The organism is Nocardia sp. N2S4-5 (assembly GCF_044628355.1).
Taxonomy (GTDB): domain Bacteria; phylum Actinomycetota; class Actinomycetes; order Mycobacteriales; family Mycobacteriaceae; genus Nocardia; species Nocardia wallacei_B.
The window spans coordinates 4,301,500-4,314,522 of the sequence record NZ_JBIUPM010000001.1 but is presented as its reverse complement, the minus strand read 5'-3'; the positions used below and the strand labels follow the sequence as shown (position 1 = coordinate 4,314,522).

13 protein-coding genes are annotated in these 13,023 nt (G+C 67.6%); 12 read left to right on the top strand and 1 reads right to left on the bottom strand.

The features are described 5' to 3' along the window. Nucleotides 1-11 precede the first annotated feature (11 nt). Nucleotides 12-1,205: an acyl-CoA dehydrogenase family protein gene (locus tag ACFMRZ_RS19660; protein WP_280271615.1), complete on the bottom strand. Its 1,194-nt coding sequence runs from the start codon at nt 1,203-1,205 to the stop codon at nt 12-14. Between the two features lie 175 nt (nt 1,206-1,380). On the opposite strand from ACFMRZ_RS19660, the gene ACFMRZ_RS19655 reads away from it, so the two are divergent. From ACFMRZ_RS19655 to ACFMRZ_RS19600, 12 genes are all read left to right on the top strand, one after another. Continuing rightward, nucleotides 1,381-1,569 carry a ferredoxin gene (locus ACFMRZ_RS19655; protein ID WP_280259052.1) on the top strand — a complete coding sequence of 63 codons (189 nt, stop codon included), beginning with the start codon at nt 1,381-1,383 and terminating at the stop codon, nt 1,567-1,569. Between the two features lie 43 nt (nt 1,570-1,612). Further along, the gene (locus tag ACFMRZ_RS19650) at nt 1,613-2,518 is read left to right on the top strand and encodes a 3-oxoacyl-ACP reductase (RefSeq protein WP_400180275.1); all 906 of its coding nucleotides are present in this window, start codon (nt 1,613-1,615) and stop codon (nt 2,516-2,518) included. A gap of 285 nt (nt 2,519-2,803) precedes the next feature. Beyond that, nucleotides 2,804-3,568 carry an MlaE family ABC transporter permease gene (locus tag ACFMRZ_RS19645; protein WP_400180274.1) on the top strand — a complete coding sequence of 255 codons (765 nt, stop codon included), beginning with the start codon at nt 2,804-2,806 and terminating at the stop codon, nt 3,566-3,568. Between the two features lie 4 nt (nt 3,569-3,572). Beyond that, the gene (locus tag ACFMRZ_RS19640) at nt 3,573-4,424 is read left to right on the top strand and encodes an MlaE family ABC transporter permease (RefSeq protein WP_400180273.1); all 852 of its coding nucleotides are present in this window, start codon (nt 3,573-3,575) and stop codon (nt 4,422-4,424) included. Between the two features lie 5 nt (nt 4,425-4,429). Continuing rightward, nucleotides 4,430-5,647, top strand: a complete 1,218-nt coding sequence (locus ACFMRZ_RS19635) for an MCE family protein (protein ID WP_280362740.1) — start codon at nt 4,430-4,432, stop codon at nt 5,645-5,647. 2 nt (nt 5,648-5,649) lie between these two features. Continuing rightward, the gene (locus tag ACFMRZ_RS19630) at nt 5,650-6,675 is read left to right on the top strand and encodes an MCE family protein (RefSeq protein ID WP_400182913.1); all 1,026 of its coding nucleotides are present in this window, start codon (nt 5,650-5,652) and stop codon (nt 6,673-6,675) included. After that, complete coding sequence (locus ACFMRZ_RS19625; protein WP_400180272.1) at nt 6,672-7,733, top strand: MCE family protein; 1,062 nt, start codon at nt 6,672-6,674, stop codon at nt 7,731-7,733. The genes ACFMRZ_RS19630 and ACFMRZ_RS19625 overlap by 4 nt, the downstream gene beginning before the upstream one ends. Further along, complete coding sequence (locus tag ACFMRZ_RS19620; RefSeq protein ID WP_400180271.1) at nt 7,730-8,983, top strand: MCE family protein; 1,254 nt, start codon at nt 7,730-7,732, stop codon at nt 8,981-8,983. Before ACFMRZ_RS19625 ends, ACFMRZ_RS19620 begins: the two co-directional genes overlap by 4 nt. Next, nucleotides 8,983-10,221: an MCE family protein gene (locus ACFMRZ_RS19615; protein WP_400182912.1), complete on the top strand. Its 1,239-nt coding sequence runs from the start codon at nt 8,983-8,985 to the stop codon at nt 10,219-10,221. The genes ACFMRZ_RS19620 and ACFMRZ_RS19615 overlap by 1 nt, the downstream gene beginning before the upstream one ends. Continuing rightward, nucleotides 10,218-11,645 carry an MCE family protein gene (locus ACFMRZ_RS19610; RefSeq protein WP_400180270.1) on the top strand — a complete coding sequence of 476 codons (1,428 nt, stop codon included), beginning with the start codon at nt 10,218-10,220 and terminating at the stop codon, nt 11,643-11,645. The genes ACFMRZ_RS19615 and ACFMRZ_RS19610 overlap by 4 nt, the downstream gene beginning before the upstream one ends. Then, nucleotides 11,642-12,532: a hypothetical protein gene (locus ACFMRZ_RS19605; protein ID WP_400180269.1), complete on the top strand. Its 891-nt coding sequence runs from the start codon at nt 11,642-11,644 to the stop codon at nt 12,530-12,532. The genes ACFMRZ_RS19610 and ACFMRZ_RS19605 overlap by 4 nt, the downstream gene beginning before the upstream one ends. Continuing rightward, nucleotides 12,529-13,017: a h domain protein gene (locus ACFMRZ_RS19600; protein WP_280271622.1), complete on the top strand. Its 489-nt coding sequence runs from the start codon at nt 12,529-12,531 to the stop codon at nt 13,015-13,017. Before ACFMRZ_RS19605 ends, ACFMRZ_RS19600 begins: the two co-directional genes overlap by 4 nt. The last annotated feature ends 6 nt before the right edge of the window (nt 13,018-13,023 follow it).

The following is a 13,023-nucleotide window of genomic DNA, read 5'->3' as shown; positions in this document are numbered from 1 at the left end:
TCAGCTTTCGGTCAGCGCGCCGCGGCCGGCTGCTTCAGGGCGGTCATGGCGATGATGTCGCGCTGCACCTCGTTGGTGCCGCCGCCGAAGGTCAGGATGAGGCAGGCGCGGTGCATGCGCTCGAGGCGGCCGCGCAGCGCGGCGCCCGGCGAGTCCTGGCGCAGGTAGCCCTGCGGCCCGAGCACCTCCATGAGCAGGCGGTAGGCCTCGGTGGCCAGCTCGGTGCCGAGCACCTTGCAGGTGGAGGCGTCCCACGGGCGCGGCGCGGCGTCGCCGCCGGCGTCCGCGCCGGACGCGATCTCCCAGTTCAGCAGCTTCAGGAATTCCACCTTGGCGTGCACCCGGGCCAGGTTCAGGCGCACCCATTCGCCGTCGATGACCCGTGCCCCGTTGGAGTCCTTGGTGTCCTTGGCCCACTCGACGGTCTGGTTCAGGGCCAGTTGCAGCGGCGCGGCCGAAGTCAGCGCCACCCGTTCGTGGTTGAGCTGGTTGGTGACCAGGGACCAGCCGCCGTTCTCCGGCCCGACCATCGCGGTGTGCGGCACCCGGACGTCCTGGTAGTAGGTGGCGCTGGTGTCGGGCCCGGCCATCGTGTGCACCGGCGTCCAGGAGAAGCCCTCGGCCGTGGTGGGCAGGATGAACATGCTGATGCCCTTGTGCTTCTTGGCGTTCGGGTCGGTGCGCGCGGCCAGCCACACGTAGTCGGCGTACTGGATGAGGCTGGTCCACATCTTCTGGCCGTTGATGACCCAGTCGTCGCCGTCGCGCACCGCGGTCGTGCGCAGCGAGGCCAGGTCGGTGCCGGCGCCCGGCTCGGAGTAGCCGATGGAGAAGTGCAGTTCGCCCGCCGCGATCTTGGGGAGGAAGAACCGCTTCTGCTCCTCGGTGCCGTAGTGCATGATCGTCGGCGCCACCGAATTGATGGTCAGGAACGGCACCGGGGCCCCCGCGATCGCCGCCTCGTCGGTGAAGATCAGCTGGTCCATCGTGGAGCGGTCCTGCCCGCCGAACTCCTTCGGCCAGCCCAGCGCGAGCCAGCCGTCGCGGCCCATGTCCCGCACGACCTCGCGGTAGACATCGCCGTGGCCGTATTCGCCGGTCTGCGCGGACAGGGCTGCCCGGCGCTCCGGGGTGACCAGCTCGGCGAAGTACTCGCGCAGCTCGGCACGCAGCTGTTCCTGTTGCGGGGTATAAGCAATCCGCATGGAGGGACACCTCATCACTCGTTGATAGCCGGCCGGTATGGCACCGGATGGTTGTTCCGATCATTGCATATCGACTGAAACATGTTCCAGTATGGAGCCTGGATCCGGCCGCTTCAGCCGCGGCGTCCGGGAACGGCTTGTAGGCTCGGCGATATCTGCGGCAAAGGAGTTGTCAATGAAGCTGACTGTGGACTTCGACCAGTGCGAAGCGAACGGTATCTGTGTCGGAATTGCGCCCGACGTCTTCGAACTCGATGACGAGGACATGCTGCACGTCGCGGTGACCGAGGTGCCCGCGGATCGGCTGGCCGATGTCGAGACCGCGGTCGCGCAGTGCCCGAAGGCGGCCCTGAAACTCGAGTGACTCGATGCTTGCCGTGAACTGGAACACGTTCTAGAGTCACGGCGTGGTCGAAAGTGAACTGAGTCTGTCCGGTCGAGTGGCGATTGTGACCGGAGCCGGTGCCGGACTGGGCCGGGCGGAGGCGCTCGCGCTGGCGGGCGCCGGAGCCGCGGTGGTGGTCAACGATCTGGCCGAGAACGACGCGGTGGCCGCGACGCTCGCCGACATCCGGGCGCTCGGCGCCAAGGCCGAGTTCGTCGCCGGCAGCGTGGCCGAGCGGGCCACCGCCGACGCGCTGATCAGCACCGCGGAGGAGGCCTTCGGCGGCGTCGACATCGTCGTGAACAACGCCGGCATCACCCGCGACCGCATGCTGTTCAACATGTCCGACGAGGACTGGGACGCGGTGCTTGCCGTGCATTTGCGCGGGCACTTCCTGCTGTCCCGCAATGCCGCCGCGTATTGGCGCGGCAAGTCCAAGCAGGCGGGCGCGCCGGTGTACGGGCGCCTGATCAACACCGCCTCCGAGGCCGGTCTGCTCGGCCCCGAGGGGCAGGCCAACTATGCCGCGGCGAAGGCGGGCATCACCGCGCTGACCTTGTCGGCATCGCGGGCGCTGGCGCGCTTCGGCGTGAAGGCCAACGCGATCTGCCCGCGGGCGCGCACCGCCATGACCGAGAAGGTGTTCTCCGACGCTCCGGTCGGCGAGGTCGACCCGCTGTCGCCCGATCATGTGGCCCGACTGGTCGCTTACCTGGCCGCACCGGGCGCCGAGGCGATCAGCGGACAAGTCTTCGTGGTCTACGGATCGATGGTGGCGCTGATGGCCGCTCCCGAGGTGGAACAGCGCTTCGACGCCGACGGTGCGCAATGGACGCCGGACACATTGGCCGACACACTCGGAAACTACTTCTCCGAGCGGCCGTCCGGGCGTACGTTTTCCGCGTCGGCGCTGCACGAACTCGGCTGAACGACCAACTGACGGCGGCTGCCCCCGTTGTTCGGTTGATCGGCGGTCGAGCAGTTGGTAGACATGGACCTCGGATGGTGTGCGGTTCCTCACAAAGGCGGCTCGTACACCGTATGAACAAGTTCTAGCTCTCGATGAACCTTCGGGAGAAATGGGCAGCTCAAAACTCAAAAAATCTGTCCAGAATGCAGATGAACATGTTCTAATCTTCGGGACGGCACCGACGCCATCGGCGAGTGCCGTCGCAGGCAGTATGTGCAAGGCACGGCAAGGAGGAATCGCGGAATGAACCAGGTTCTCGCCGTGCCGATGCAAGCGGTGGGTGGGTTCTTCGAACTCACCGCCGCCGTCGCGCGGGCCCTGGTACGGCCCCCCTTTCAACGGCGCGAGTTCATCGATCAGTCGTGGTTCGTGGCCCGGGTCTCCATCGTCCCGACCCTGCTGGTCGCCATTCCGTTCACCGTGCTGGTGAGCTTCACGCTCAACATCCTGCTGCGGGAGATCGGCGCGGCGGACCTGTCCGGTGCGGGCGCCGCGTTCGGCGCGGTCACCCAGGTCGGCCCCATCGTGACGGTGCTGATCGTGGCGGGCGCCGGCGCCACCGCGATCTGCGCGGACCTCGGCGCGCGGACCATCCGCGAGGAGATCAATGCCATGCGGGTGCTGGGCATCGACCCCGTGCACCGGCTGGTGGTGCCGCGCGTGCTCGCGTCGATGTTCGTCGCCGCGCTGCTCAACGGCCTGGTCTGCACGATCGGCATCGTCGGTGGCTTCCTGTTCTCGGTCTTCCTGCAGGGCGTGAATCCCGGCGCCTTCGTCAACGGGATCACGCTGCTGACGCACCTGCCGGAGTTGGTCATCTCCGAGGTCAAGGCCACGCTGTTCGGCCTGATCGCCGGGCTGGTGGCGTGCTACCTGGGGCTGAATGTCCGAGGCGGACCCAAGAGCGTCGGCGACGCGGTCAACCAGACGGTGGTGTTCTCCTTCATGGCTCTGTTCGTGGTGAACGTTGTGGTCACCGCTGTCGGCATCAAGTTCACGGTGCGGTGACGGCATGGCCTTTGTGATCGAATCCCGCTTCCCGCGTACTGTTCGTCGAGTGCGGAGGTTGTCCGATTCACTAGACAACATCGGGCGGCACGCACTGTTCTACGCGCAGTCCCTCGCCGCGGTGCCGCGGGCGCTCACGCACTATCGCACCGAAACCATTCGATTGATCGCCGAGATCAGCATGGGCAGCGGCGCGCTGGCGGTGATCGGCGGCACGGTGGTGATCGTCGGATTCCTGACGCTGTTCGCCGGCGGCACCATCGCGGTGCAGGGCTACAGTTCGCTCGGCAATATCGGCGTCGAGGCGCTGACGGGCTTCTTCGCGGCATTCATCAACGTCCGCATCGCGGCGCCGGTGATTTCCGGAATCGGGCTGGCCGCGACCATCGGCGCCGGCGCCACCGCGCAATTGGGCGCGATGCGCGTCGCCGAGGAGATCGACGCGCTGGAAGCGATGGCCATCCGGCCGGTGCCGTTCCTGATCGGGACGCGGGTGCTGGCCGGAATGATCGCGATCGTGCCGCTGTACGCGCTGGCGGTGATCGCGTCGTTCGTCGCCAGCCGTTTCGCGACGGTGGTGATCTACGGGCAGTCGGCGGGCGTGTACGACCACTACTTCTCGACCTTCCTGATTCCCAGCGACATTCTGTGGTCGTTCGTGCAGGCGATCTTCATGGCCCTGGCGGTCATGCTGATCCACACGTATTACGGCTATCACGCCTCGGGCGGTCCGGTCGGGGTCGGCGTCGCGGTCGGTAACGCGGTGCGCGCCTCGCTGGTCGCGGTGGTGACGGTGACCCTGCTGGTCTCGCTGGCCATCTACGGCACCTCCGGCAATTTCCATCTCTCCGGGTAGGCGGTATGGCGGCAAACAAACTGGTCGAAAAGGACGGCGCCGGAAAGATATTCGGCGCCGGCTGGGGCGTGAAACTCGCCGGGCTGGGCTTCGTGCTGAGTCTGGCGGCCGTCGTGGCGATCGCGCTGACGATGTTCGCCGGCGGATTCGCCGACACCCGAGCAGTTTTCATCGACGCGCCGCGCGCCGGGCTGGTGCTGGACCCGGATGCGAAGGTGAAGATTCGCGGCGTCGAAATCGGCCGGGTGGCGTCGATTTCGTACACCGGCGACCATGCCCGGCTACGGCTGGACGTGGACCCCGAGCAGTTGAAAATGATCCCCGCCAATGCCGGTGTGGACATCCGGTCCACCACCGTGTTCGGCGCCAAATACGTGAATTTCGAAGTGCCCGAACAGCCCTCGCCGGATTCGCTGCGGCCGGGCGCGACCTTGGCCGCCAAGTCCGTGACGGTCGAATTCAATACGCTGTTCCAGCATTTGACCGATGTGCTGGCCCAGGTGCAGCCGGAGAAACTGAACGCGACGCTGACCGCGCTCGGCACGGCGCTGGAGGGCCGCGGCGACAAGCTGGGGCAGCTGCTGGTCGACAGCGATCAATTCCTGCAGGAGATCAATCCGAGCCTGCCGGACCTGCAACGCGATCTGCGGTCGTCGATCGGCGTGACCAACCTGTACGCCGACGCCGTGCCGGATCTGTTGCGCACCACCGACAATGTCGGAGTCACCGGCGGCACCCTCGTCGACGAGGAACACAATTTCGATGCCATGCTCGTGAACCTCATCGGCCTGGCCGACACCACCACGCCGATCCTGCGCGACAACGAGCAGTCGCTGGTGACGGCGCTGGATCTGCTGCGGCCCACCACCGATCTGCTCTACCAGTACCGGTCCGCGCTGAACTGCGTGGTCGAGGGCATCGGCACCAATGTCGACGTGATGAATCAGATCTTCGGCGGCAGCGGCGCCGGGGTGCTGCTGAACGCCGGGTTCATGCCGGGCGGTGAGCCCTACCGGTACCCGAAGGATCTGCCCAAGGTGAACGCCACCGGCGGCCCGCACTGCGAGAACATCATCGACCGGGTGCCGGGCAGTCACTCCAACTACCTGGTCACCGACACCGCCGAGGGCGAGGTGTGGACGCCGGAGCTGCATTCGCACCTCAATGGTCCGCGCGTGTTCCAGCTGATGTTCGCCGGAATGCCGGGGGTGCCGAATCCGTGAGGATGAAAATGCACGCCTCGACCGTGAAACTGAGCATCTTCACGCTGGTCATGGTGCTCGTGCTGGCCATGCTCGGGGTGATCTTCAGCCAGATGCGCTTCTCCCGGGAGACCGGTTATCACGCGGTGTTCACCAGTTCCTCCGGCATGCTGCCCGGTTCGAAGGTGCGCATCGCCGGGGTGCCGGTCGGGTCGGTCAGCCGGGTGTACGTCGGCAAGGACCATCTCGCGCATGTCGATTTCGACGTCGACAACAAGTACCGGCTCTACACCAGCACCCAGGCGGCCGTCCGCTACGAGAACCTCGTGGGCGACCGGTATCTGGAGCTGATGGAGGGTCCGGGCACGGCCGCGGCGCTGTCGAAGAACGCCACCCTCGGGACCGACCGGACCAAACCGGCGCTGGACCTGGACCTGCTGCTCGGCGGGTTCAAACCGCTGCTGCGCGGCCTGGATCCGGCTCAGGTCAACGACCTCACCGAGGCGCTGCTGCAGGTGTTCCAAGGACAGGGCGGCGCGCTGGTGGCGCTGCTGAACAGCTCAGGTTCGTTCAGCAAGACGCTGGCCGACCGGGACGCGCTGATCGGCAGCGTGATCGAGAACCTGAAGACGGTGCTGGCCACCATCGACGATCGCGGTAAGGAATTCGACACCACGCTGACCGAACTGCAACGGCTGGTCAGCGGCCTGGCGGCGGACAAGGACCCGATCGGTGCGGCGCTGCCGCGCCTGGCCGGGGCGACTGGCGACCTGACCGACCTGCTGCGGCAGGCCCGGCCCGACCTGCAGCAGACCTTCGGCCAGCTCGGTCAGCTGTCACAGAACCTGGACGACAAATCCGGTGATCTGCAGGCGATCTTCGACCAGCTGCCGGAGACCTACAAGAAGCTGGTCCGCGTCGGGTCCTACGGGTCGTTCCTGAACATGTACGTCTGCGGCGTCACCATGCTCGCCGACGGTCCCGACGGCAAGCCGATGGAAGTGCATCTGCCGGGCAATCAGACGACCGGAAGGTGTGCGAGCCAGTGAACGGAAATCGGTCCCCGCTGCTGCAGATCGGCGTCGTCGGTGTCGTGCTGGCCATCGCGATCTCGCTGTCGGCGCTGCAATTCGACCGGCTTCCGTTCGTGCGCGGCGGCGCCGAGTTCAGTGCGTTCTTCGCCGATGCCGGCGGGCTCCTGCCCGGCGACCAGGTCCAGGTGGCCGGGGTGCGGACCGGCCGGGTGGAGGACGTGCGCCTGGACGGCGCCAAGGTGAAGGTGCGCTTCAGCCTCGACGAGTCGATCGTGCTGGGCGACAAGACGACCGCCGCCATCAAGACCAACACCGTGCTGGGCCGCAAGTCGCTCGAGGTGGACCCCCGGGGCACCGGGGCGCTGCGGCGTGACGATCCGATTCCGTTGGAGCGCACCAGGTCTCCGTATTCGCTCAACGACGCGCTCGGTGATCTCAGCAAGACCGTGCAGGGCCTGGACCTGGATCAGGTCAACCAGACCCTGGACACGCTGTCGCAGACCTTCGCCGACACCCCGGCGCCGCTGCGGTCGGCCCTCGACGGCATCACGCAGCTGTCGCGCAGCCTGAACAATCGCGACCAAGCGCTTACCGAGCTGCTCGGCCGCGCGCAGAACGTGACCAAGGTGCTCGCGGACCGTTCCAACCAGATCAACGCGCTGCTGCTGGACGGCAACGATCTGCTCGGCGAACTGGATGCCCGGCGCACGGCCCTGAGTCAGCTGATCGTGTATGTGAACGGGCTGGCGCAGCAGCTCAGCGGATTCGTCTCCGACAACGAGGCGCAGCTGAAACCCGCTCTGGAGAAACTGAATTCGGTGCTGGCGCTGCTGCAGAAGAACAAGGACAACCTGGGTTCGGCGCTCGAACAGCTCGGCCCGTACGCGGCTGCGCTGGGCGAACAGGTCGGCAGCGGGCCCTACTTCCAGTCGTATCTGTCCAACATCTCCAGCGTGACGATCCGCCCGCTGGTCGACGCGCTCGTGTGGCCGGACCGGCTGCCGCAATCGTTCCAGGAGTATCTGAACGCTCCGCTGACCACCAGTCCCGCAATTCAGGAGCCGCCGCGATGACCGCACTGCGCAAGATCGCCAAGGTGCCGCGCTGGACGCGGTACGTGGCCGCGGGCCTGGTGGTGGCCCTGGCCGCGTGGATCGTCTACGGGGCCGTCACCAATATCGGCAAGACCCACATCACCGCGTATTTCCCCTCGACGACCGGCCTGTACGCCGGGGACGACGTCCGGGTGCTGGGCGTGAAGGTCGGCAAGATCAATTCGATCGAGCCCGGCCGCGACCGCGTCAAGGTGACCATGACCGTCGACCGCGGCGTCGACATCCCGGCCGAGGCCAATGCCGTGGCCGTCTCGCCCTCGCTGGTGTCGGCGCGGTTCGTGCAGCTGGCCCCGGTCTACACCGAGGGCCCGAAGCTGCACGACAACGCCGAGATCCCGATCGAGCGCACCGCGATTCCGGTGGAATGGGACGACATCAAGGCGGAGCTGACCAAGCTGTCGCAGGCGCTGGGACCGGTGGGCGAGGACAAGCAGGGCTCGTTCGGCCGGGCGGTCGACACCTTCGCCGACAATCTCGGCAACGGCAACGCCCAGGCCCTGCGGGACACGCTGCGGGAACTGTCGAGCACGCTGAACACGCTCTCCGACGGCCGGACCGACCTGTTCGGCACCATCCGCAATCTGCAGCAGTTCGTCGACGTGCTGTCCAAGAGCAACGATCAGATCGTGCAGTTCGGCGGCCGGCTGGCCTCGGTGTCGTCGGTGCTGGCCGGGGTCTCGACGGATCTCGGTGCGGGACTGGACAATCTGGATACCGCGGTGGCCGATGTGAAGCGATTCCTGGACGAACGCGGCGGCGCGCTCACCGAGGGCGTGCAGCGCCTCCAGGACGTCACCCAGCTGCTGGCCGACAAGCGGCCCGAGCTCGAAAAGGTGCTGCACTCCGGCCCGACGGGCCTGGTGAACTTCTACCAGATCTACAAGCCCGCCCAGGGCTCGCTGGCGGGCGCGGTGGTGGGCACCAACTTCGCCAACCCGATCGCGTTCCTGTGCGGCGCGGTGGAGGGCATCGGCGCCAACGAATCCGACAAGTCCGGGCAGCTGTGCCGCCAATACCTGGGGCCGGTGCTCAACTCGCTGGTCATGAATTACCCACCGCTGCTGGTGAATCCGGCGTCCACCCAGACCGTGTTCCCGCAGCAGCTCACCTACAGCACCCCGGATCTCGCGGGCGCGGCCGGTGGCGAATCCCCGGTCAGCGTGCCGGGTGACATTGCGGGCCTGGCGATTCCGGGAGGAGGCCGATGATGCGCGGGCGGCGGAAAACCCGGATCGCCGGTGTGGCGATCGGCCTGGCCGTGCTGCTGGGCGCGACCGGGTGCCAGTGGGACGGCCTCAACACCCTGCCGATGCCGGGTGCGGCGGGGACGGGGGAGGGCTCCTGGCAGGTGCGCATCCAGATGCCGAATGTCACCACGCTGACCCGTAATTCGCCGGTGAAGGTCGACGATGTGGCGGTCGGGACGGTGACCGGAATCGAGGTCGAGGGCTGGCACGCGCTGGTGACCGTCAGCCTCGACAAGGGCGTGAAACTGCCCGCGAACGCGATCGCGCGGATCGGCCAGACCAGCCTGCTGGGCAGCAACCACGTCGAGCTGGCGCCGCCCGAAGGTGTTGCGGCGCAAGGGGAACTGCACAACGGCGATGTCATCCCGCTCGACCGCGCGGGCGCCTTCCCGACCACCGAGCAGACGCTCTCGTCACTGTCGGTGGTGCTCAACGGCGGCGGCATCTCGCAGCTCGAGACCATCACCCACGAGCTGAACGCGACGTTCAACGGCCGCGAGGACGCGATCCGCGACCTGCTGCCGCAGCTGGCGCAGCTGACCGGCACGCTGGACCAGCAGACCACCGACATCATCGGCGCGATGGAGGGACTCGACCGGTTCTCCGGACAGCTCTCGCAGCAGAAGGATCAGGTGGCCGCGGCCATCGAGAACATCCATCCCGCGCTGACGGTGCTCGCCGATCGCCGCGAGAACATCACCCACGTCCTCACGGCGCTGGGCGATCTCGGCGACGTGGTGCAGCGGATCATCGCGCAGGGCGGCGAGAACCTGAAGGCCGAACTGGCCGACCTGTGGCCGACGCTGAAGTCGTTGTCCGACACCGGAGATCGGCTCGCGGCCTCGTTGCAATTGCTGCTGACGTTCCCGTTCCCGATCAAGGGCATCAACCAGGCGGTCAAGGGCGACTACATGAACCTGTTCGTCACCTACGACATCACCGGCGCCCGGCTGGACTCGAACTTCCTCACCGGCACGCCGCTCGGCGGCCGATTCGGTGGCGTGCAGGCGAAGTACGGCGTGGAGGCCGCGCTCGGCACCATCGCCGGAACCGCCGGGGAGAAGGGCGATCCCGTGCAGGGACCGCTGCAGCCGCCCCCGCCGGCGCCGAGCATTCCGGGCCTGCCGCCGATTCCGGGGCTGCCCTCGATTCCGGGGCTGACGGTTCCCGGTGCGCCGCAAGGAGGCCCGGGGCAGTGAAGCTCACCAAGTTCGTCCGGACCCAGCTGGTCATCTTCGGCGTGCTGACGGTGGTCGGCCTGCTGGTGATGTCCGCCGCGTACGTGCACCTGCCGGCGATGTTCGGCATCGGACGGTACGGGGTGACCGTGCAGCTCGAGGCGACCGGAGGGCTCTACCCGACCGCGAATGTCGCCTTCCGCGGCACGAATGTCGGCAAGGTCGAGGAGGTCCGGCTCACGCCGACCGGTGTGGACGCGAAGCTGTCGATCGACAGCGACTACCGGATTCCCGTCGACGTGGACGCCTACGTGCGCAGCGTGTCCGCGATCGGCGAGCAGTACGTCGATCTGGTGCCGGCGGCCTCGCCGCACGGCGGCAATCTCGCCGACGGCGCGGTGATTCCGGTGGGGCGCACCAAACTTCCGCAGGATGTCGGGGCCATGCTGGATCAGGCCGATCGGCTGCTGGCGAGTATTTCCGACACCAAGCTGCGTCAGGTCATCGACGACGCGTTCACCGCGTTCAACGGCGCGGGACCGGATCTGCAGAAGTTCATCGACTCGGCCTCGCTGCTGGTGCAGGAGGCGAAGGCGAACACCGGCGCGACCAAGGACCTGCTGGCGAAGATCGGCCCGCTGCTGGACACCCAGAACGAGTCCGACGCGGCCGTGCGGTCGTGGACCCGGGATCTGGCCACCCTCACCGATCAACTGCGCGAACACGATCCGGCGCTGCGCGGACTGCTCGAGCGCACCCCGGCGGCGGCGGAGAAGGTCAGCTCGACCTTCCAGGACCTGAAACCCACACTGCCGCTGCTGTTGTCGAATCTGGTGAGCGTCGGTCAGGTCGGGGTGACCTATCACGCCGGGCTGGAGCAGATCCTGGTGGTGCTGCCGCCGATGGTGTCGGCGCTGCTGACCGCCGCGAGCGGGCCGGTCAAGTACGGCGCCATCGTGGACTTCATGCTGGGCCTCAACGACCCGCCCGGCTGTACGACCGGCTTCCTGCCGCCGGACCAGCGGCGTTCGCCCAACGATTTCTCCGTGCCGGAGACGCCCGAGCTGTACTGCAAGATCCCGCAGGACGCCAAGGAAGCGGTGCGCGGCATCCGCAACTATCCGTGCCAGGAGGTGCCGGGCAAGCGGGCGCCGACACCGGAGCTGTGCCGCGACCCCCGGGGCTATGTGCCGGAGGGCAACAACCCGCCGTCCGGGCCGCCGCAGCCGGTGGCCTCCGCCGGTGAACCGCCCGCGGCGGCGCCCGCTCCCGCGCAGGGGTCGGCCGACACCCACCCGGCGTCGCTCAACACCCATTACGACCCGAAGAGTGCCACCTTCATGGGACCCGACGGCCGCACCTACCGACAGGGCGACATCCAGAGTGGCGGTTCCGGCACGGTACCGTCGAGCTGGCAGTCGATGCTCGAGGAGCAGCAGAAATGAGCGAAAACACAGGCACCCCCGGTCGCACCCGCCGTCGCGTGGTGCGCTCGGCGGGACCGCCCGCGGGCAATGCCCGCCAGACCGAGATCGTGACCGAGACGTCGGCCGCCGACAGGGTGCGAGCCGCCACCGCTGCCGACGCGTCCGCCGAGGCGGACACCGTGCGGCTCGATGCCGCCGAGGTGGAGAAGGCCCGTGCCGCGTCCGCTGCCGACGCCGATACGGTCCGCAGCGCCGGCGCTGATGCGGAGACCGTTCGGACCAAAAGCCCGGCCCGCGACGAGCACGCTGCCGCTGATACCGTGCGCCTCGGTGCGGCCGACGCCGACACCGTGCGGCTCGCAACCGCCGCGGCCCCGGTCACGTCCGCCGACACCACCGGGAAGAAGTCGGGCAGGCTGGGCTGGCTCGGCTGGATCGCCGCCGTGGTCGCGGTGCTGTCGGTGCTGGTTCTGCTCGGTTCCGGCGGTTTCTTCGTCTACCACCAGCGGCACGCGGACACGCTCGACGCGCGGCGAGCCGATTACACCCAGACCGCCAAGCAAGCGGTACTCAACCTGACCAACATCAAGGACGACACCGCCCCGCAGGACATCGACCGGGTGCTGGCGGTGGCCTCCGGCCAGCTCAAGGCCGAGTACTCCGAGCGCAAGGACGCCTACGCGCAGGTCGTGCAGCAGGCCAAGGTGAAGGCCAGCGGCGAGATCATCGAGACGGCGATCGAGAGCGAGGACGACCACTCCGCGCGGGTGCTCATCGCCGCCAAGCAGACCCTCACCAACGCGGCGTCCGCCGACCCGCAGCAGCGGTACTACCGCTTCCGGGTCACCGTCGCCCGCGGCGACGACGGACACCTCACCGCCTCGCAAGTGGAGTTCGTGGCATGAGAAACCAGCTTCGCCCCATCCTGGTCGCCGGTGCGGCCGTACTGTTCGTGGCCGCCGTCGTCGTGGGCGGGTTCACCGGCTTCCGTTTCTGGTCCGACAACCAGTCCGAGCAGGCCCGGACTCAGTCCGTCGACGCTGCCCGCCGCACTGTCCAGGCCATGTTCAGCTACGACTTCCACTCCGTCGACACCGAACTGCCGAAGGTGGGCGACAGCCTCACCCCCGAGTTCCGCAAGGACTACCTGAAGCTGGTCACCGACGTGATCGCCAAGGGCGCCAAGGAGAAGGAACTCACCGTCCAGGCCAACACCCAGGCCGGCGGCGTGGTGTCGGCCGACCGCTCGCACGCGGTCGTGCTGCTGTACCTGAATCAGATCACCACCAGCAAGGACGCCCCGCAGGGCACGGTCACCCCCAGCCGCGTCCGGGTCACCCTGGACAAGGAGGACGGGCACTGGCTCGTCGGTCAGGTCAACCCGATCTGATTGCGC

Excerpts from the sequence above, each read along its gene's own strand:
- ACFMRZ_RS19660 (WP_280271615.1), bottom strand. The coding sequence starts at position 1,205 with ATGCGGATTGCTTATACCCCGCAACAGGAACAGCTGCGTGCCGAGCTG.
- ACFMRZ_RS19655 (WP_280259052.1), top strand. The coding sequence starts at position 1,381 with ATGAAGCTGACTGTGGACTTCGACCAGTGCGAAGCGAACGGTATCTGT.
- ACFMRZ_RS19645 (WP_400180274.1), top strand. The coding sequence starts at position 2,804 with ATGAACCAGGTTCTCGCCGTGCCGATGCAAGCGGTGGGTGGGTTCTTC.
- ACFMRZ_RS19640 (WP_400180273.1), top strand. The coding sequence starts at position 3,573 with ATGGCCTTTGTGATCGAATCCCGCTTCCCGCGTACTGTTCGTCGAGTG.
- ACFMRZ_RS19635 (WP_280362740.1), top strand. The coding sequence starts at position 4,430 with ATGGCGGCAAACAAACTGGTCGAAAAGGACGGCGCCGGAAAGATATTC.
- ACFMRZ_RS19630 (WP_400182913.1), top strand. The coding sequence starts at position 5,650 with ATGAAAATGCACGCCTCGACCGTGAAACTGAGCATCTTCACGCTGGTC.
- ACFMRZ_RS19620 (WP_400180271.1), top strand. The coding sequence starts at position 7,730 with ATGACCGCACTGCGCAAGATCGCCAAGGTGCCGCGCTGGACGCGGTAC.
- ACFMRZ_RS19615 (WP_400182912.1), top strand. The coding sequence starts at position 8,983 with ATGCGCGGGCGGCGGAAAACCCGGATCGCCGGTGTGGCGATCGGCCTG.
- ACFMRZ_RS19605 (WP_400180269.1), top strand. The coding sequence starts at position 11,642 with ATGAGCGAAAACACAGGCACCCCCGGTCGCACCCGCCGTCGCGTGGTG.
- ACFMRZ_RS19600 (WP_280271622.1), top strand. The coding sequence starts at position 12,529 with ATGAGAAACCAGCTTCGCCCCATCCTGGTCGCCGGTGCGGCCGTACTG.